The following is a 20,337-nucleotide window of genomic DNA, read 5'->3' on the forward strand; positions in this document are numbered from 1 at the left end:
TTTTAAATTCAAGTCATGAACGCCGATAACAAAAACAGCAATTCCACGCCAACATCCAATTTTCTGCGTGCCATTATCGAATCCGATAACGAAAAAGGCACTTATGCTCGTCCGGGGATGCCCAAAGTCATCACCCGTTTTCCTCCTGAACCGAACGGTTATCTTCATATCGGACATGCCAAATCGATCTGTCTGAACTTCGGTCTGGCAAGAGACTATGCAGGTCGTTGCCATCTGCGCTTCGACGATACCAATCCGACCAAGGAAGATCAGGAATTCGTCGATACGATCAAGGACAGTGTCCAGTGGCTTGGATTCAGCTGGGAACAGGACGGAACACCTTATCTTCATTACGCCAGTGATTATTTCGATACGCTTTATATGATGGCGGAATATCTGATTGAGGCAGGTTACGCTTATGTGGATGACCAGACTCCTGAAGAAATGGCCAAAAACCGTGGCAGTTTTTCGGAACCCGGCAAAAACTCGCCATTCAGGGATCGTCCGGTAGCGGAATCGCTCGATCTTTTCAGACGGATGAAAGCGGGAGAATTTCCTGACGGTTCCCGGGTCCTGCGAGCCAAAATCGACATGGCTTCCCCTAACATGAATATGCGTGATCCGGTCATTTACCGTATTCGTCATGCACACCATCACCGGACGGGCGATAAATGGAACATTTATCCAATGTACGATTTCACGCATCCGATTTCCGATGCACTGGAAAACATCACCCATTCGATCTGTACGCTGGAATTTCAGGATCACCGGCCGTTTTATGACTGGATTCTGGAACGTCTTTCGGAAACGACGACATTGCCGGACGGTCGGGTTATCGGCGGGTTCCTTGAGAAGCCTGTGCCTCATCAGTATGAATTTGCCAGACTGAACCTGACATACACGATTACGAGCAAGCGCAAACTCCTGCAGCTCGTCGAGGAAAAAATCGTCGACGGCTGGGACGATCCTCGCATGCCGACCATTGTCGGTATCCGCCGCCGGGGCTATACGCCGGAATCGATCCAGCTTTTCTGTGAACGGATCGGTGTTGCCAAGGCTGACGGCTGGATCGACATGAGTACGCTTGAAGGCAGTCTGAGAGACGATCTCGACCCGAAAGCGCCAAGAGCGGCTGCTGTTTTGCATCCGCTGAAACTGATTATCGACAATTTTCCTGACAACTTGCAGGAAGAGTGCACATCACCGGTTCACCCGCATTACCCGGAACGGGGCTTGCGCCGCTTCCCGATTACCAAAGAACTGTGGATCGAGCGTGAAGATTTCATGATCGATCCTGAAAAAGGCTATTTCCGTCTGTTCCCGGGAAATCGCGTTCGTCTGCGTTATGGTTACGTCGTCGAATGTACCGGCTACGATCAGGATGAAGCCGGTAACGTCACTGCAGTTCATTGCAATTACTTTCCTGATTCCAGAAGCGGGACGGAAGGCAGCGCCACATACAAGGTAAAGGGCAACATTCACTGGGTCAGTTGTGCCCACGCGGTCGAAGCCGAAGTCCGGATTTACGACCGTCTGTTCATGGATGAGTCGCCGGACGCCAATAACAGGGATTTCCGACAGTCACTGAATCCGGATTCGAAGGAAATCGTCAAGGCCTATCTGGAGCCGGGATTGGCGGCAGCACAGCCGGGAGACATCTACCAGTTCGAGCGGCACGGTTATTTTGTCGCCGACCTCAAGGATTCCCAACCCGGAAAACCGGTATTCAACCGTTCCGTTACCCTGCGGGATTCATGGGGTAAAAAGAAGTAAATCTTCCGAAGTAATGAAATAAAAAAATCCCGCTTTCAAAGCGGGATTTTTTATATCCGTTTTTACATATCAGGGTTGCTTATTTCTTTTTCTTTCGTGTCACGGCAGCTGTTTTGCCTTTGGTTTTGGTGGCCTGATAAAGCGGCATCACTTTCGGCAACTGCGCCTGCAGATTGGCTATGCGTGAGGAATCGGACGGGTGAGTTGAAAGGAATTCCGGTGACGAGCCACTGCCGAGTTTTGCCATTTTTTTCCAGACGTTGATGGCAGCTTCCGGGTTATAACCGGCACGGGCCATCAATTCCATTCCCATGACATCCGCCTCGGTTTCCATTTTTCTCGAAAACGGCAATCCGATGACCAGCTGGCTTGCCTGTCCTGCCAGCGACTGGGAAGTGGAACCGAATCCGGCCAGTGCGCCGACGAGCGATATGGTCTGTTCTGTCGCAATCTGCTGGGAAATCTGTTCGCGGCTGTGTTCACGGAGGGCGTGAGCGATTTCATGTCCGATGACGGCGGCCAGTTCATCGTCCGTCAGATTCAGCTTGCTGATGATGCCGGTATAAACCGCGATTTTTCCGCCGGGCATGCAGTAAGCGTTCACTTCGTTGCTGTTCAAGACATTGACTTCCCAGTTCCATTTCAGGGCGTCAGGCCGGAATACGCCGACCTGTGCGATAAGACGTTTTGAAACATTGTTGACTCGTCTGGTATAGCTGGCATTCGTATTCAGTGCGTTGGATGCACGGGCTTTGGTCAGTTCTTTTTTATAAGCTGTGGCGGCCCCTTCATTGACATCCGCTGACGAAATCAAAAGCAGCTGGCTGCGGGATGAATTGGTGGCGCCACCGGCGGTCGTGCTTTGACATCCTGAAAGAAAAAAGGCTCCCGATAAAATCGCAGCCAGTAAAAGCGTCACTCGTTTCATACAACGACTCCTTCAATATGGAAAAATATCGGTAAAGAGATAATTGTTAATTTTTTAATATTATTTCTGTTTCTGCAATGATTTTTGGAAAAGATTGGTCTGAATTAACGCGAAATGACGTTAAAGAGCAAAAATATGACACGAGATGTTTAAGATACTTGAGAAACGGGCGCAAGCATATTAAGTTTAAAAAATGTCCATTCTATTGAAAGGCCGGAACCATGAAATTGTATTACACACCCGGAGCATGTTCGCTCTCTCCTCATATCGTTTTGCGTGAAACAGGGCTGCCATTCACGATGGAACAGGTTGATCTGACCACCAAGGAAACCGCAGACGGTGAGGATTACTATATTGTCAACACGAAAGGTTCTGTCCCGTCACTCATGCTGGATAACGGTGAGGTACTGACAGAAGGAGCCGCCATCCTTCAGTATCTGGCCGATCTGGTTCCGGAAAAACAGCTTGCCCCAAAGGCCGGAACGATGGAACGGTACCGGCTGATGGAAGCGTTGAATTATATTGCTACGGAATTGCACAAGAGTTTCGTTCCGATCTTCAATCCGGCCTATGAAGGCGCAAAAGAAGCGGCAAAGAACAAGCTGACGGTCGAATTCGATTATGTCGATCGCCTGTTGACCCAGAAACCCTACTGGATGGGCGAGCAGTTCACTGTAGCCGATGCGTATCTGTTTACCGTCTCCTGCTGGATCGAAGCGGCTGGACTGGATATCAGACAATGGAAAGCACTGGACCAATACCGTCAGAAAATCGCCTCGCGTCCGAGCGTTAAAGAAGTGTTGGCAGAAGAAGGAATGTGACGGATTTTTTCCTGAGTGAAAAAAGGGGGCTATATTTCAGAGCCTCCTTTTTTCAGTTTCAAAGTGCGGGATTGGTAATCGATGCATGGATTCCATTGATGTGATCGACGATTTCGTCGGAGAGGGAGATATCGATGGCATCGATGTTTTCCTGAAGATGCGACATTTGCGTGGCACCGATAACAGTGGCGTCGATAAACCAGCGTGAATAACACCAGGCCAGTGAAAGCTGTGCGGGCGTCATGCCATTGTCTCTTGCCAGCTCAACGTAACGACGTGTCGCGTCAAGTACGGCAGGACGGCGGTAATGCATCATCCAGTCGGAAGTGAAGAGCGTCATGCGACCACGCGTTTTCGGATTATCGATATATTTGCCCGAAAGTTGGCCGAAAGCCAGCGGACTATAGGCGATCAGGCCGACATTTTCCCGGAAACAGACTTCATCCATTCCGATTTCGAAATGCCGGTCAGTCAGGTTATAGGCATTCTGGATAGAGACGATACGCGGCAGCCCGCGCATTTCCGACAATTTGATGTATTCCATCAGTCCCCATGCCGATTCGTTTGAAATGCCGATATGCCGGATTTTGCCTTCGGAGATCATTTTGTCGAGGGCGACAAGTGTTTCTTCAATCGGGATACATGGACGGTCGTTTTTTGGATTGAAAACGTTTTTCCCGAAAAAAGGGACGTTCCGGCTCGGCCAGTGGAGCTGGTAAAGATCGATATAATCCGTTTTCAGACGCTTCAGGCTGCTTTCCACAGCCAGGCGGATATTCTTTTCGTCCAGATCGTTTTTCCCATCGCGAATCCAGGGCATCGAACGGGAAGGGCCGGCTATTTTGGTCGCGAGAACGATTTTGTCGCGATTGCCACGGCTTTGCATCCAGTTTCCTATAATGATTTCGGAAAGCCCCTGTGTTTTTGCCTGAGGCATGACAGGATACATCTCTGCCGTGTCAATAAAATTAATGTCCCGTTCAACAGCATAATCGAGCAGACGAAAAGCTTCTTCCTCGTTATTCTGATCGCCGAAAGTCATCGTTCCAAGGCCTATCTTGGAAACGAACATCTTGCTGGTACCCAGAGGGATCTTTTTCATAACGTTGCTCCTCGTCGCGGACTGTCAGACAGTTTATTCTCTTCTCAGGGCCTGCACGCATTCACGCACCAGTCCCGGCCCGGAATAAATCATACCGGTCAATACCTGAACGAGTGATGCACCCGCTTCCATTTTTTCCTTTGCATCTTCCCCGGAAAGAATGCCGCCGACACCGATAATCGGCAGGGCGTCGCCCAGTTCCTGCTTCAGCAAACGGATCACGTGTGTGGATACATCGCGGACGGGCGCACCGGAAAGGCCTCCGGCTTCCTGTGCATAAGGCAGGTCTTTTACGGCATCCCGGGTGATCGTCGTATTGGTAGCGATGACGCCGTCGATTTTATGGCGTATCAGCGCATCGGCAATGTTCTTGACCTGATTGTCGTCCATATCCGGTGCGATTTTCAATGCCAGTGGAACATAACGGGAATGCTGGTCTGATAATCGACTCTGGGCAGCTTTCAGTTGGGAAAGCAGATTGTCCAGTTCGGATTCCCCTTGCAACTGTCTCAGGTTTTTTGTGTTCGGCGATGAAATATTGATGGCGATATAATCGGCGACCGGATAGACCTTTTCGAGACAGATCAGATAATCGTCGACGGCATTTTCAATCGGCGTAATGGCGTTTTTGCCGATATTCAGACCCAAGATGCCTTTTTTCTCCTGATGAAAACGCGATTTTTTGACATTTTCAACCAGAACGTCAACGCCTTCATTATTGAATCCCATCCGGTTGATCAGGCCTTCCGCTTTCGGCATGCGGAACATCCGTGGCTTGGGATTCCCGGGCTGCGGTTTCGGGGTGACCGTCCCCAGTTCCAGAAAGCCGAATCCGAGAGACGCCAGTCCATCAATACAATCCCCGTTTTTATCCAGCCCGGCTGCCAGCCCGACAGGATTCGGAAATGTCAGACCCATGACTTCGCGTGGTGAAGGGGATACTGACGGTGCCATGGCGGTCAGGCCCATTGAAGAAGCCATCTTCATGGACGAGATCGTAAAATGATGAGCGTTTTCCGGGTCCAGAGAAAACAGAAATGGCCGGATCGCGGCATACATAAAATTTGGGATCATGATCTCACTTTATCGACAGGTTAACCCGGTTGATCAAAACGGCAATCCATCGATTGCGTATTCCAGTATGTGAATATTGTATCGTAAGTAACCCTTTTATACTTCATGGGTTTTATTCAGGGAAATGGCAGAGCGGGCAGTTTGTGCTTGTGTCCCAGGAAGAAATCGTCGGCAAATCGACGACTCGAGACAGATGTTCGTTGAATCGCTTGCGGGAAACCGGGTGCGCGCCAAGAGAAGCGAGATGAGGTGTTTCCTGTTGGCAATCGATCAGCTCGACGCCATTTTGCCTGAGAAAGAAAACCAGATGGGCCAGAGCGACCTTGGATGCATCGCTGACACGGGCAAACATCGATTCGCCATAAAACATTTTTCCCAGACAGATTCCATATGCTCCTCCGACCAGCTGGTTGTCGAACCATAACTCTGAGGAATGCGCGATGCCCATTTTATGCAGCGCCACATAACTCCGGATGATTTCTTCCGTGATCCATGTACCGTCGGCATTCCTTCTTGGTCCGGCGCATTCCAGAATGACCCGGATAAAAGCCGTGTCGAAAGTCAGTTTCCAATGGCCATCGGAATGGATGCTTTTATGAATTTGTTTCAGCTTTTTTTTCAGGCTGCAGGAAACGACAAACTCGTCAGTCGGCAAGACCATTCTGGGATCGGTACTCCACCATAAAATCGGCTGGCCCTCTGAAAACCAGGGGAAAATACCCTGCCTGTAGGCTTTGACAAGTCGCTCAGGTGACAGATCCGCTCCGGCGGCCAGCAAGCCGGGAAAACCGGTCGTTTCATCCAGTGCATCGGAAACGTCCGGAAAGGGATCAACCTCTTTTAGCCAGGGAATCATTGAGTGTCGTCAGTTTGAAATCGTGCCGATAATTCTTTTCATTTCCGGTCAGTCCGGAATCGGCTCGATAAAGCCTATTTCTTCATTTTTGCGTGTTTGACGATGGCGTCGCCGAGTTCCTGAACATCCCATTTCACCGTCGCGCAAGCCGCTCTTTTTTCCTTGAAATTCGTATGTTTCGGACTGACCGCTTCAACCAGAATGACGGGAATTTTCAGTTTTTTTGCTGCGTCCAGCTCCAGATTGATCCAGCGTGTAAATTCTTCATAAACGCCAGCCAGAATGATCAGGCAGGAACACTGTTTCATCTGTGTTTCGATAGCACTGGCAAGGGCCTTGTTGGAAGGCAGGAACTGGACCGGGTCGTCTTTCGATACGCTGTAATATTCATAAGCGAAATCTTCTGTTCTCAGGCGGTAATTTTCCATCAGACTCGTTATTCTTTCAGTGCCGTCCTGCTCAGCCCAGCTGTAGCTGAGAAAAATGGGGTACGTCGCCATAAATTACAATCTCCAGTTCGTTATAACAATCAACCGGTCAGGCCGGTTATTTGGGCAAGTCCAATGTATGGAAACCGAAATGGCCGCCATTCAGAATCTTCTTTCTGTCTTCCAGATAAAATTTCAACGCATATTTTATCGTTGAAAAAGCCAGATTATCCCAGGGAATGTCACTTTCGCGGAACAATCGGGTTTCAAGTGTTTCTTCACCCGGCGAAAATTCCGTATTTTCAAGCTGCGCCAGATAGAAAAGATGCACCTGATGATAAACCGGCAGGTTCATCAGCGAAAACAGTTTTGAAATTTTGACATTCGCTCCAGCTTCTTCCTGCGTTTCACGCACAGCTGCCTGTTCGGTCGTCTCGTCATTTTCCATGAATCCACCTGGCAGTGTCCAGAACCCGTGACGAGGCGCTATGGCACGGCGGCACAAAAGGATCGATGTTTCATGCGATTTCGATTCCCATGAAGGAATACTGCACACGACGATCTTGGGATTTTCATAATGAATCGTTTTGCAGTTGGGGCAAACATGCCTCGGCATATTGTCCAGAGGAGGAATGTCGATAATGACAGGATGGCCGCATTGTGAACAGAATTTCATGAATCGGAACGCTTGCCGGTATATTGATCTTAAAAATAGATGTCACAGTATAAAGCACGTAAGTACTTGCCGGATACAGCTTTGACAGAACGGGAGCCATCTTACCCTCTTTTGGAAAACTTCAAAAGACAGGGTAGTGAATGTCCATGAAATGGACAAAAAGGACGAAAAAAACGAATAAAAGGGTGAATAAGCCCCTCAAAGTGCTTATTCACCCTTGTAATGATAGAGGGTTTCCATTATAATCCAATGCTTACAGACGCGGGGTGGAGCAGTCTGGCAGCTCGTCGGGCTCATAACCCGAAGGTCGTAGGTTCAAATCCTGCCCCCGCAACCACCGGTATATATGCGCCGTCGCAAGATAAAAGTCTTTCGGCGGCGTTGTCGTATTCGGCATAAATGCCGTCATCCTTCACCTTGATTTCAATTTTACCCATCAGGTCGGACAATATTTTGCGGGCCTGTTGAACATCGTCCAGAGCCTCTTTCCAATTCATTGCGTATTTTTTTATTCGTTTGCTCACCTCGTCGAAGTTCACGATAACGTCTGCCGGTTTTTCGTTTTGCATACTCAGCAGGTTTTTTCGCTCAGTCTCAGCGTTTTGTAATTTCTCCTTGAGTGCGTCGGAAATTCCAACTGCGGCAATAGCGTCAACCAGTCGGGATATTTCTTTATCCATTTGTTCCAGCCGAACAAGGGGTGTCAACTTCGCTTTTTGACTTTCACGCCGCGGACGTTCAGCAATCATCTTTTTTGCTTTGCTTTCGATCCGGCGAATGGACGCCCCTGACAGTATTTCGTTCTGGATAATACCCAACAGAGTTTTATCTGTGGACTCACGTGGAAAACTGATACCGGGACATGCCGCAGTGCCCCTGTCTTTATGCGCGGCACATCCATATTGAGTGGCATTGATGGCAACTATAGAACCGCCACAGTACGTACATTTCATCAATCCGCCAAAGTATGTCCGGTTCGGCCCGCCTTTTTTCACTTTTCCGACGCGTCCGCTGTGAATCCACTGATTGACAGTGTTCCATGTTTCCTGATCAACAATCCGAAGATCAGGCATTTCAGTGATTATCCATTCATTCTTTGGCCGATCAATACGTGTACCCGCAACCAAAGAATGAAAACGTCGCTGAAAGCGCATTTTCAGCGGCGTTTTTTTCAGGTTTTTAGTGCTGATCCGGATTGAAAAATGTATTGCTTTTTTTAAATCGTATCGTTTTTTTATTTTGCCGTTTTGCCTGTTCTGGAAGAGCGAAGCTCGAGCATCGCTTCATGATAAGCCTCGTCCGCTTTTTCAAATTGTGTCGTCATGGTTTCTGTCGGCTTTTTGCCGAGCAGGCTGACGACGATGATGGCGATGGCGCAGAAGATGAATCCCGGGATGATTTCATAAATACCCAGGGAATCCAGACATGTTTTCCAGAGAATGACAGTAACAGCGCCGACGAAGATACCAGCCAGTGCGCCATTGCGTGTCATGCGTTTCCAGATCAGTGAGAGAAGGATCACCGGACCGAACGCAGCACCGAATCCGGCCCATGCATAGGCGACGAGACTCAAGACCTTATTGTTCGGATTGAATGCGATGATGATGGAAACGACAGAAACCAGCATGACCATGATGCGCCCGGTCCAGACAAGTTCTTTTTGTGACGCTTTCGGGCGAAGGAATGCTCTGTAAAAATCTTCAGTCAGAGCGCTGGAACAGACCAGCAACTGGCAGCTCAATGTACTCATGACGGCTGCCATGATAGCGGACAGAACGATACCGGCAATCCACGGATTGAACAGGATCTTGGTCAGTTCCATGAAGATGGCTTCATTGTTTTGCATGACGCCACCAGCCAGAGCCGGGTTGTCTGAAAAATAGGCAATACCGAAAAAGCCGGTTGCCACAGCGCCGGTCAGGCAGAGAATCATCCAGGTAATACTGATACGACGGGCTTTGGGAATGGATTTGACGGAATCGGCTGCCATGAAACGCACCAGAATGTGCGGTTGCCCGAAATAGCCCAGTCCCCACCCGAGAAGGGAAATAATGGCGATAAAATCCAGCCCCTTGAACATATCCAGCTTGCCTGGTGCTTCTATCTCGATCATGGAAAGCGCGCTTGGAACATCGCCGATTGCCAGAATGGCAAACAGCGGTGTAATCATCAGGGCAAAGATCATGAGGGTCGCCTGAACGGTATCCGTCCAGCTGACTGCCAGAAAACCACCGATAAAGACGTAGGTGATGGTGGCGAAAGCGCCGATCCACAGAGCCGTATCGTAGGACAGGCCGAAAGTACTTTCAAAAAGACGCGCACCGGCCACCATGCCTGAAGAGCAGTAAATCGTGAAGAAAATCAGGATGACGAGTGCGGAAAGAATACGCAGAACTTTACTTGTGTCTTCGAACCGGTTGGTCAGGTAATCCGGCAGTGTTTGTGCGTTGCCACAGTATTCGGTATGGACACGGAGCCGCCCGGCTACCAGAAGCCAGTTGAACCATGCACCGATGACAAGCCCGATTGCAATCCAGCTTTCCGACAGACCGGAAAGGAAAACGGCCCCGGGCAATCCCATGAGAAGCCAGCCGCTCATATCCGATGCACCCGCAGACATGGCCGTGACGAAACTGCCAAGGCGGCGGCCGCCCAGAATGTAATCGGAAAGATTCCGGGTTGCACGGTATGCGATGAAACCGATGCCGGTTGTTGCAACGATATAAACAATGAAAGTAATTAAAAGCGGTGTATCGACGTTCATGCCTGACTGTCCGGATATTGATCGGGTAAAACGAAACATTAGACCAAATAATTGCCCAATACGCCAGTATGAAATGCGTTTTTCTCATCTTTCGCAGTAGAAAAAATCATGGATAAAAACTGGTTTCCTGTGAAAAAAGCAATTTCAGAAGGCTTGCCGGATATGTCATTCATACAACGATTTATATGTAGATATGCTTGAAATATGAAGCCTGTAGTTGGTCCGTAAAATTGCCATAACTTAATAAATTGCCATGCTACAATTTTTATCCAGACGGCGGTTTGCTGGAGTGAGGCGCTTGTATAAACCTTGTGATGAATTCACTGGTTTGTTACATCCTGTCTTTATCCGTTTCTGGAATTCACCCGAGGGATCATGATGAAAATTTCTGGCTGTTTTCTGGCATTGCTGTTTGGTGTCACTTCCAGTATGGCGGCAGATACCACACGCTATTATCGTTATGATGAAATAAACGGCCCCCTGAAATCGGCGTCATCTGGTCTTGCAGGTGATGGCATTCGGGTGTTGACGAGTATCCCCGGTGTGAAAGGGGATGACTTCCTGCGCAAGATGAAAGCGTTCATCGACAGTGAATCCGGATGGGACGCACCGAAAGGATATAAGCTTGATCAGGTGGCTTTCAGCAATTTCAAGGCCGAATTGCTTCACAAGGAAGGTGCTCATTCCAGAAAAGCGGTTCTGCTGTTACACGGCGGTGCTTACCTTATCCAGTTGTCCAATATGTATCGTGACATGGCAATCCGGTATTCGAAAATGACCGATAACGCCGATGTATTGATGCCCGATTACCGGATTGCGCCGAAATATGTTTTCCCGTCCGCGCTCGAAGATGCGTTTGAAGCCTGGAACTGGTTGCTTGCCAAAGGCTACAAACCGAAAGACATTCTTATTGTCGGCGACAGCGCTGGCGGTAACCTGACACTGGCCCTGACGCTGAAATTGCGTGACATGGGCAAAGAATTGCCGGGTGCAATTGTCTGTATGTCGCCCTGGACCGATATGGCTGGAAGCGGGAAATCGCATATGGAAAAAATGACGGTTGATCCACTTTTCGGCAATACTCCCGAATACTTGCCACCCAAAGACGGCGTGATGCCGGAAGTCTTGCCTTTCATCCTGAGTTATGTCGGAAAAACGGATCTCAAAAATCCCTATTTGTCGCCGGCATATGCGAAATATGACAAATTTCCACCCATGCTGATTCAGGTGGGCACGGAAGAGGTACTGGAAAGCGATTCCGAGCTGGTTTATCAAAGTGCCGTGAAAGCCGGTGTCGATGCAACGCTGACACGATACTTTGGCATGTTCCATGTTTTCCAGATACTGGGAGACGTTGCCCCGGAAAGCAGGGAAGCGTGGAATGAAGTCAACAGTTTCATCGCTCATAAATTCCTGCATGCAAAACAGGAAGTACTGAAACAGCTTCCGGCTCCGTCATTTGTCATTCGTCCAGGGAACGAGTCCGTCAGGGTTTTGAAAAAGTCGGAAAATGGCGTTCAGTGAGTGAATGCAGATAAAAACGATAATGGGGATTATCGGCTGATAAATCGGTCCAGTATTTGATGAAGACGGTCAATATCCAGCGGTTTTGCCAGATGCTCGTTCATTCCGGCTGTCTTCGCTGCTTCCACATCCTCCCTGAAAGCATTGGCTGTCATCGCGACAATCGGGACTATTTGCGCGTCTTTTCTTGAAAGACTGCGGATTTTGCGTGTTGATTCCAGACCTCCCATGACCGGCATTTGCAAATCCATGAAAATCAGTCCGTAATATCCTTCAGATGAAGACATGAACCTTTCCAGTGCTTCCTGCCCGTTTTTGGCGGTTTCAACCCGGATGCCGCTCTCGGCAAGGATGACTTCCGCTATTTCCCTGTTCAGCTCGTTATCTTCGACCAGTAATACTTTTTTTCCCTTGTAATCCCGTTTTTGTCTTGAGGATTCAACGACAGACGCGTGCTCATTTTCTTTCATGGCATGTTTTTTGATCGCGTAAGCAAGAGCGGATTTCAGCATGGGTTTGACCAGAAAACCATTTGCGCCTGAAGCGAGTGCCTTTGATTCGTATTCCATCCAGTCATAGGCTGAGGCAAGCAGAATGGGAATGTCGGAGCCGATTTGTTTCCGGATCAGTCTTGTCGTTTCGATTCCATCCATTTTCGGCATTTTCAGATCGATGATGACCATCGAAAAATCTTTCCCCGATTGATGTTTTTCCGCTATTTTCTGAATGGCTTGTTCACCTGAAAGAACCCATTCGTTCCGGATTCCCAATTCATCGAGCCGCTCACAAGTCGTTTCACAGGCTATCCGGTCATCATCCACGACCAGAATTGCATTTTTCATGAAAAGACAGTAATCGACGGAGCTTTCATTCTGGAGTTTAAGAGGGAGTTCGACTGTAAAGGTGGAACCTTTCCGGTAAGTGCTTTTTACCTTGATATCCCCATTTATCAGTTTCACGATATTCCGGCTTATCGCCATACCGAGTCCTGTCCCCTGGACAGCCAGTACATCGGCGTCGTCAGCGCGTTCAAAGGGAGAAAATAGTTTTTCAATGAATTCCGGTTTCATTCCGTAACCGTTATCTTCGAACGTAAATTCATAAAGACCATAACCAGCTGTATTCGATGGTTTTTCACGGATGTCGAACATGATTTTTCCACCGGCAGGCGTGTATTTAATGGCATTGGATAATATGTTCAGAAAGACTTGCTGGATATGCTGGGGGTCGCCAATAACATTTTCGTGACGTAAATGATGGGCCCGTATGTCGAAAGTATGTTGCTTGGCCATAACGGATGGTTGCAGAATCGTAACCAGATTTTGCAGCATGTCATTCAGGCAGAATTCTTCTTCTGTAATAGCAAGATTGCCGCTTTCGATTCTCGACATATCCAGAACTTCATTGATCAGGCCCAGCAGCAGTTTGGAGGAGAGAGTTATTTTCCCGAGGCAGTCCTTTACCCTGTCCCTGTCGTCGATATGTGTTCCGGCAATGGCTGTCATGCCAATGATGGCGTTCATCGGAGTACGGATGTCATGACTCATACGTGAAAGAAATTCCGATTTTGAACGATTCGCCCGTTCAGCTGTCTGAAGGGCGTCATGGAGCATGACTGAACGTTCTTCGAGTTGTCTTTGCAGTTCACGCTGTTCAGTAATATCGGTGATATCAATATAAATCACAAGATAAACAGGATTGTCATTGATCCAGTCGATACAGTTTGCATTGACCTGAAACCACAAGTTGCCACCGGTTTTATCCGTTGCCTGAAGGGTGAAATGAACACGTTCTCCCCTGCGCATCCGCGAAAAGTTTTGAAGATATACTCTTCGGTTTTTTTCCGTGTTTACATTGGAAAGACCGAAAGCCAGACCTTCCTGCTCGCTGCTATCGAAGAAATCCCTGAAACGTTCATTGGCTCCAAGAAAGCGGAAGCCTTCTTCATTGACCTGAAACCGTGCAACAAAACCCGGAAGATTGTCATAAGTGACGGACTGTTCCTTCTGCATCCTGATCTGGTCGTCGATATTTGTGATGACAGTGTAGGAAACCTGGTAACCGTTTACGTACTCGTCTGAAAACACATTGGATATATTGACCCATATATGGCTTCCATCCTTGCGGGGCATCGTGGTGACAAGGTTGTAGCCATTGCGGTCGGCCTTGATCGTAGATGTCACCGTTTCAACAAGTTCGTTCCATTGTTTCTGATGGTTTGCGTAATAGAGATCGGGCCGGTTGTGGAACCTGGCTTCATATTCTTCTTTAGGCCAGCCGATAAGTCGATAGTAGTAGTCGTTTGCCCAGACCAGCGTGTAATTTTCATCCAGCAAATGCTTGCTGACACTGACTCCCAAAAGACGCATCAGGGTGTGATATTCATAATCGGCAACTGCTTCATTACCGTCTATCCCTGTTCTGTTTTTACTGTCGTCCATTTTCGGCATGGCCCTCTCCTGGAGTGGCCAAATCTTGTTAAAAGGAAAAAAAGTTGCCTTTATCATAATATCACAGTTTGCTTTTTTAATATCATGACGATAAAACTGGCTGTCAGCTCAGGAGAAAAAGGGTTAACTGAAAAATGACGGCATATTCGATAACTTTTGCGGGATAAAAGAGAGGCTTATAAGGAATGGACAAGAACAGGTATGCTTTACTCTATGGCTATCTTCTTGCAAGGATTTATTTTGGATTTTACCCAAAAGGCAAAGCGCTTCCATCCATTTACCGGTTAAGTGAAATGTTTGGAGTCTCGACCATAACGTCTCGTGAGGCAATCAGGCTTCTGAAAGAAAAAGGTTTTGTAACCGGGTCGCAAGGGAAGCGTACTGTAGTCATATTCGATCGTGTCAATTCCGGAAAACCTCCCGAGGAAATTTTTGCTGAAAAAGAAACACTTCAGGATCTTTTTCAGAGCCTGTATCTGTTAATTCCTTCCTTTTTTTACCAGGGTTATTTCTTGTGCAGCACGAAGGAGCTGGATCGGCTTGGCGTCATTCTCGATCGTTTTGACGACGTATTGGGCGAACAGACACTTTATTATCTGTTTTATCTTGTAAGCCGATTGAATAATCCGCTTATAAACGATTTGTACGCCGACACTATACTTTATGCCTATCCTGTTCATGTTCTACGGTTTTTCAACGAATCCGGGTGGGGGGAAAAATATAAAAAACTGGGGATCGAGTTACGGCAAATGATCGACTTGCGAAGAAAGGGGGAAGAAAAAGAACTTTGGGATTTGATTCATACCGCTTATCTTGAATACGACAAGGATTACGCAAGTGGAAAGTGCCAGGCAGATCTGAAAAAAGCGTATACATGGGGCAAGCCGGATATTTGTCATTCCATCGCGCGGGAATTGATTTATCGAATTTATTGTGAAAAATATCCGGTCGATACTTTTTTGCCTTCACCCAAAACCCTTTCACAGGAATTTTCCTCTGCAATTATTACCATCAGGCGTGCGATCGGTTTATTGAACAAACTGGGGGTGACGGAATCCATCAATGGAAAGGGGACAAAAGTTCTATCCATTGCCGAAGGAAGAAAAAAGATCAGATGGATCGAGCCTTCCGTTCGCAAAAGTATCATGACCTATTTTTATGCACTTCATATTTTTGCAATAAGTTGCACGTCAGTGGCAAAGGCATTATTTCCTCGTATCGACAAAGAAAGACTGGCATTTCTCAGAAAAGAGCTTCTTGCGGCAAAAGAATCGGGATATACCGAAGCCGTTTGCGGGATCTGTTTTTCGATTCTGCTTGAAAACAGCAACCTTTCTGCAATTTGCGAAATATATCTCCGGCTCCAAGACCTTCTGTTATGGGGATATCCACTTATTTTCATCGAGCCTCGTCTGCAAGTGGATGACTATGTCGATATGCTCGTTGAAGGCATCGATAATAGGGATGAAAGATTGTTCGCCGGGGGACTCGAACAAATCGTTCGTGCCATTTTTGTATCCTCCCGAACGAAAATCATTTCTGTTGGTATCGACGCGGCAAAAAATGTCGAATTACCGGTGTTGCCACCGGTTTCGTAATAATTCACGGGAAAGAATTTTCCAGGTTCCATTAAGGAGAACCTGGATTACAAACATTGTTTAAACAATTTATTTCCCGTTAGAAACAAATTGTTTAAACAATGATATGATTTCAAGCTAGTTCATGATGGATTTTTCCGTAATCTGAAGAAGCTGGATGACTTTCTGTCAGTACTCGGGGCGTTGTTGTTCTCAAGATGAAAACAAGTGTTTTATACATCTTCCTTCGATAAAAAATCTATCAAAGTATACGAATATCTGAAACAGTCTGGTTTGTTTCAGGAAGCATTCAATTTCAACAGGGTGTCGCGGTTTGGAAAACCGCAAGGCTGGCATCGATGGATACAATACTCAGGCAGATAACGGATCACGATTTTTTACAGGAAGTCCTCTCTGAAAGTACAGGGGATTATTATTTTATCGGTGATATCGAACAGGATATTTTTTCCGTCAGCCAGAATATGGCGGACGATTTCGGGTTTCCTGATAAACAAATCACAGGCCTATTGCCAACCTGGATGAAACTGATACAGCCGGAAGATCAGGAAAGATATTATAAAGCTGCCAATGATCTAGTCTCGGGACGTAAAGACCGATTGAATGAGGAATATCAGGTTCGCCTGAAAAACGGTGAGCTGATCTGGATTCATGAAGTCATTCGGGTCAAGAAAAATGCCGGTACCGGAAGGCCCGAACGAGTCGTTGGAATCGCGCGCAAAGTCGAAAACGGTGGCAAGGTCGATCTGGTAACCGGTCTGTATACCCATGAGAAATACATGGACAGGATGCAGAAACTGGACGACAGCCATCCTATAGGCATCATGCTTTTGGGTATTGACGACTTCACCATGATCAATACCCTGAACAATCACAGTTTCGGTGATCTGGTACTGCGTAATGTCGCTCAGGACATCCGGAATATGCTTCCGGAATCGGCATTGATTTGCCGGTTTGACGGAGACCAGTTCATCATTGTCTATCCCGATGCGACGCGGGAAAAGCTGGAGCGGTTTTATGAAAACGTTCAGTCGTATACCGGTAAAGTCTACATCAGTCACGGTGTCCATTACCAATTTACGATTTCGGCAGGTGCCGTTTTGTACCCCGATCAAAGAGGGCAAGGTGATGATTTGCTCAAATGTGCAGCGGTCGCTCTCAGGAAAGCCAAACTGAACGGGAAAGACAAATGTGTCTTTTATTCAGCCGGGATGTTGTCGCTCCAGCTGGATGAACAACGAAAAATTCAGATTCTCGGGGAAAGTATCCGTTCTGGATTCGAAGGTTTCTCAGTTGTTTTCCAACCGGTTAACGATGCCAGTACATTGAGGGTCTGTGGTGCAGAAGCATTGCTCCGTTTTGAAAATGAGGCGTGTGGCGCCTTAAGCCCCGTTGAATTCATTCCTCTTCTCGAGTCATCCAACCAGATCATTCCTGTCGGCCGGTGGGTGCTGGAACAGGCAATCATTGCTTGCAAAAAATGGACGGTTTATATTCCTGATTTCGTCATGCAGGTCAATGTTTCCTATCTGCAGTTAAGAGACAAGAATTTCTGTTCGAGGGTCGAAGCGCTTTTGAAAGAACACAGGCTTTTGCCGAAGCATATCGTTCTTGAGCTGACGGAAAGTTATTTCATCACCGACAGCGAGCGGATCAACGATACCTTGAAGCGTCTGAAGCAGTTGAAAATCCGTCTGGCCATGGACGATTTCGGGACAGGCTATTCGTCTCTGGGCCGATTGACCGATTTTGACGTCGATATTGTCAAAATCGACCGCCTGTTTGTAAAGACTTCCAACAGTGACCGGTATAACAGGGACTTTATCGAATCCGTTATCCGTTTGTGCCATAACGTCGGTATGAAGGTCTGTATCGAAGGCGTGGAAACGGGGGCAGAGCTGAATATGGTCAACCGGCTCTATGCCGATACGATTCAAGGGTTTTACGTTTCAAAACCGGTACCGGAAAAACAGTTTTTCAGTACATTTGTCGTCAAGCCGTTTGATGGCAGTATGCTTCTGGTGCGTCAGGACAAGGCTGCCACGATCAAGAAAATTCTGGGTGACAAGGAATTGCTCCAGTTGCTGGCGGATGCAACCCCGCTTTGCCTTAACTTGTGGAACCAGAATTTCGAAAATATTGTCTGCAACAAGGAAGCCGTGAAATTGTTCGGCTTGCGCGATGAGAACGAATATCTGGAGCGGTTCTTTGAGCTGTCACCTGAATTCCAGCCGAATGGCGAACGTTCTGACATCATGGCCCCGGCCAAAATCAAGGAAGCGCTGGAAACAGGAAGAGCTGTTTTTCGCTGGATGCAATGCCCCTGTCATGTCTGCTGTGGAATAAAGACCTGCAACTTATCACCTGTAATCAGGAAGCGGTGAGAATGTTTGCCGTGGAAAACGAATCGGATATTCTGAATCGTTATGATGAATTTTCGCCTGTTTACCAGCCGGACAGTGGGCGCAGCAAGGATTTGATGCGCCAGAAAATCCGGGAGGCATTTTCGGAAGGAAGAAGCGTATTCAAATGGACTTTCTGTAATAAACAGAGTGAACTGATTCCATGCGATATGACCCTTGTGCGCGTTTCCTATCAGGGGAACGATGCCATAGCGGCTTATTGCAGGGATCTGAGAGAACTGGTGCAAACAATTGAACAGAATACCGGCCTGAAACAACTTGCGTATTACGATTCCCTCACCGGTACGTCAAGCCGGGTTGCTTTCATGCAATCTCTTAAATCCCGATTCAGGCAACTTAAAAAGAGTGATGTTTTTGCGCTTGTCATGCTGGATTTTGACAATTTCAAAAACATCAACGATACATATGGACATCAGGCAGGCGACGCCACTCTGCAAAACAAGATTTCCATGATCAGGACACTGCTGCCGGAAGGTGCCGAGATGGGGCGTTACGGTGGCGATGAATTCATCATTCTGCTGGACGATGTCAACTGGGAAGAAGTCAATACCCTGATGAAAAAAATCGTTGAAAAGGTATCGGGTACGATAATGAATACGGGCGGTTTTGTCTTTCCTGTCACCATCAGTGCAGGGGGCGTTTTCTGGGACCCGTCATGTCTGAATTGCGAACAGTTGTTAAGCAGAGCCGATAAAGCGCTTTATGATGCCAAGAGAAACGGCAGAAACCGTTTCATTTTGCTGGACCGTCGCCGTAGGGCTATTGAAGAAACAGCTGAACTGCCACGACACGATAAAAGTCTCTTGCTGTAAAAAGCCGGTATCTTACGTAACTGGATTTCACTTTCAGAATTGTTTCCTCATTTCATGACAAGACACGCCGGATGTGGTACCAGACACATCCGGCGTGTTTTTTCATATTTTCTGCCATTCAATATTTCCATTCCCAATCATCCTTTGACTATTTTTATGGTCATTTTTTGACGGGGAGAAAATTTTTAACAAAATTCAGAAAGTTATGGTAGAGTGCTCGCTCGATTTTTATCTTGGCAATAAATGTTAATAAAAAGAAATTCGCAAGGATAACGTAGTGTTACTTTTTGGCAATATAAAACTAATCCTGATTTCTTATAACATGACTTTTATTTTCTTGATTGCAATCGGCAAGCTGAAAATTGCGTGCACATTTTAAAGCGTGTATCGGGATTTTTTCCCAGAATGAATCCTTGCTCAAAGAAAGGAGAACATGGAATTTTTTTGCAGAAACGGAAAAATTTTGTATCATTTTTTTGCTCGATAATTGACCCAATGAAAACAAGACAAAATCAAATTTTTGCCAACGCAGCCCCACTAGGGCTTTTTGGATTTGCAATGACAACGATATTGCTGAATATCCAGAATGCGGGTTTCTTTTCTTTAAGTGTAATGATTATGAGTATGGGCGTATTTTTTGGAGGAATCGCCCAGATTATTGCCGGAATCCTTGAATGGCGACGAGCCAATGGTTTCGGTGCCCTGGCTTTTATATCTTATGGTTCATTCTGGCTGACCCTGATTTTCATCTGGGTTGCGCCTCATGCGGGCCTGACATCGGCTGATCCCGTTTCAATGGGATGGTATCTCACGATGTGGGGGCTGTTCACGACAGTACTTTTCCTGTGTACGCTAAGAGGCAATACGATTGGAAAATGTATTTTCGGGACGCTTGTCGTTCTGTTTTTCATGCTGGCGTTCGCCAATTTCATGGAAAGCCATTTCCTGCATACGCTTGCCGGTTATGTCGGGATACTGTGTGGAGGGTTCGCTTTTTATGAAGCTTCTGCGCTTATTCTGAACGAACGCTACGAGCGGACCGTTTTACCTTTGTAGTAAATTTCAGACCGGTCGTCTGTAACCCGATTTCGGGAATGACGATTCCGATTTT

General features: G+C 47.2%; 15 protein-coding genes, 1 tRNA gene and 1 pseudogene. 9 read left to right on the forward strand and 8 right to left on the reverse strand.

Going from position 1 to position 20,337, the window contains the following annotated elements:
• Positions 1-15 precede the first annotated feature (15 nt).
• Entirely contained in the window at positions 16-1,773 is a 1,758-nt protein-coding gene (locus BRW83_RS03035; protein ID WP_005881657.1) for a glutamine--tRNA ligase/YqeY domain fusion protein, read from the forward strand.
• A gap of 79 nt (positions 1,774-1,852) precedes the next feature.
• On the opposite strand, the gene BRW83_RS03040 is transcribed toward BRW83_RS03035, so the two are convergent.
• A complete protein-coding gene (locus BRW83_RS03040; protein ID WP_005881655.1) occupies positions 1,853-2,701 on the reverse strand; it encodes a M48 family metallopeptidase in 849 nt (282 codons plus the stop codon).
• Between the two features lie 221 nt (positions 2,702-2,922).
• Between BRW83_RS03040 and gstA the strand changes: the two genes are divergently transcribed.
• On the forward strand, positions 2,923-3,522 hold the full coding sequence (gstA, locus tag BRW83_RS03045) for a glutathione transferase GstA (protein WP_005881653.1): 600 nt from the start codon (positions 2,923-2,925) through the stop codon (positions 3,520-3,522).
• 58 nt (positions 3,523-3,580) lie between these two features.
• Here gstA and BRW83_RS03050 read toward each other — a convergent pair whose 3' ends face one another.
• From BRW83_RS03050 to BRW83_RS03070, 5 genes are all read right to left on the reverse strand, one after another.
• The gene (locus BRW83_RS03050; protein WP_005881651.1) at positions 3,581-4,624 is read right to left on the reverse strand and encodes an aldo/keto reductase; all 1,044 of its coding nucleotides are present in this window, start codon (positions 4,622-4,624) and stop codon (positions 3,581-3,583) included.
• 33 nt (positions 4,625-4,657) lie between these two features.
• A complete protein-coding gene (locus BRW83_RS03055; RefSeq protein ID WP_186447521.1) occupies positions 4,658-5,695 on the reverse strand; it encodes a quinone-dependent dihydroorotate dehydrogenase in 1,038 nt (345 codons plus the stop codon).
• A gap of 115 nt (positions 5,696-5,810) precedes the next feature.
• Positions 5,811-6,554 (reverse strand): leucyl/phenylalanyl-tRNA--protein transferase, encoded by a 744-nt coding sequence (gene aat, locus BRW83_RS03060; RefSeq protein WP_086131737.1) that lies wholly within the window; start codon positions 6,552-6,554, stop codon positions 5,811-5,813.
• Between the two features lie 74 nt (positions 6,555-6,628).
• Positions 6,629-7,054, reverse strand: coding sequence for a TIR domain-containing protein (locus BRW83_RS03065; protein WP_005881643.1), 426 nt, complete (start codon positions 7,052-7,054; stop codon positions 6,629-6,631).
• A 46-nt stretch (positions 7,055-7,100) separates the two neighbouring features.
• Complete coding sequence (locus BRW83_RS03070) at positions 7,101-7,658, reverse strand: NUDIX hydrolase (protein ID WP_005881641.1); 558 nt, start codon at positions 7,656-7,658, stop codon at positions 7,101-7,103.
• Between the two features lie 260 nt (positions 7,659-7,918).
• On the opposite strand from BRW83_RS03070, the gene BRW83_RS03075 reads away from it, so the two are divergent.
• Positions 7,919-7,995 (forward strand) — tRNA-Met (locus tag BRW83_RS03075).
• 897 nt (positions 7,996-8,892) lie between these two features.
• Here the strand turns inward: BRW83_RS03075 and putP are convergent.
• Positions 8,893-10,422, reverse strand: a complete 1,530-nt coding sequence (gene putP, locus BRW83_RS03085; protein WP_036603171.1) for a sodium/proline symporter PutP — start codon at positions 10,420-10,422, stop codon at positions 8,893-8,895.
• A gap of 375 nt (positions 10,423-10,797) precedes the next feature.
• On the opposite strand from putP, the gene BRW83_RS03090 reads away from it, so the two are divergent.
• Entirely contained in the window at positions 10,798-11,946 is a 1,149-nt protein-coding gene (locus BRW83_RS03090; protein ID WP_005881635.1) for an alpha/beta hydrolase, read from the forward strand.
• Positions 11,947-11,975: 29 nt separating this feature from the next.
• Here the strand turns inward: BRW83_RS03090 and BRW83_RS03095 are convergent, their stop codons facing one another.
• Positions 11,976-14,396: a hybrid sensor histidine kinase/response regulator gene (locus BRW83_RS03095; RefSeq protein ID WP_196793289.1), complete on the reverse strand. Its 2,421-nt coding sequence runs from the start codon at positions 14,394-14,396 to the stop codon at positions 11,976-11,978.
• A gap of 185 nt (positions 14,397-14,581) precedes the next feature.
• Here BRW83_RS03095 and BRW83_RS12110 point away from each other — a divergent pair.
• The 5 genes and pseudogenes from BRW83_RS12110 to BRW83_RS03115 all read left to right on the forward strand — a co-directional run.
• A pseudogene (locus tag BRW83_RS12110) lies at positions 14,582-14,773 on the forward strand (winged helix-turn-helix domain-containing protein); the annotation flags it as partial.
• A 135-nt stretch (positions 14,774-14,908) separates the two neighbouring features.
• Positions 14,909-15,994 carry a GntR family transcriptional regulator gene (locus BRW83_RS03100; RefSeq protein ID WP_231284510.1) on the forward strand — a complete coding sequence of 362 codons (1,086 nt, stop codon included), beginning with the start codon at positions 14,909-14,911 and terminating at the stop codon, positions 15,992-15,994.
• 338 nt (positions 15,995-16,332) lie between these two features.
• On the forward strand, positions 16,333-18,375 hold the full coding sequence (locus BRW83_RS03105) for a bifunctional diguanylate cyclase/phosphodiesterase (RefSeq protein WP_005881629.1): 2,043 nt from the start codon (positions 16,333-16,335) through the stop codon (positions 18,373-18,375).
• Positions 18,309-19,226 (forward strand): GGDEF domain-containing protein, encoded by a 918-nt coding sequence (locus BRW83_RS03110; protein WP_081442203.1) that lies wholly within the window; start codon positions 18,309-18,311, stop codon positions 19,224-19,226. Before BRW83_RS03105 ends, BRW83_RS03110 begins: the two co-directional genes overlap by 67 nt.
• A 495-nt stretch (positions 19,227-19,721) precedes the next feature.
• On the forward strand, positions 19,722-20,282 hold the full coding sequence (locus BRW83_RS03115) for an acetate uptake transporter (RefSeq protein ID WP_005881627.1): 561 nt from the start codon (positions 19,722-19,724) through the stop codon (positions 20,280-20,282).
• Positions 20,283-20,337 lie beyond the last annotated feature (55 nt).

The sequence above is a fragment of the Oxalobacter formigenes genome, from assembly GCF_002127965.1.
GTDB classification, from domain to species: Bacteria; Pseudomonadota; Gammaproteobacteria; order Burkholderiales; family Burkholderiaceae_D; genus Oxalobacter; species Oxalobacter formigenes.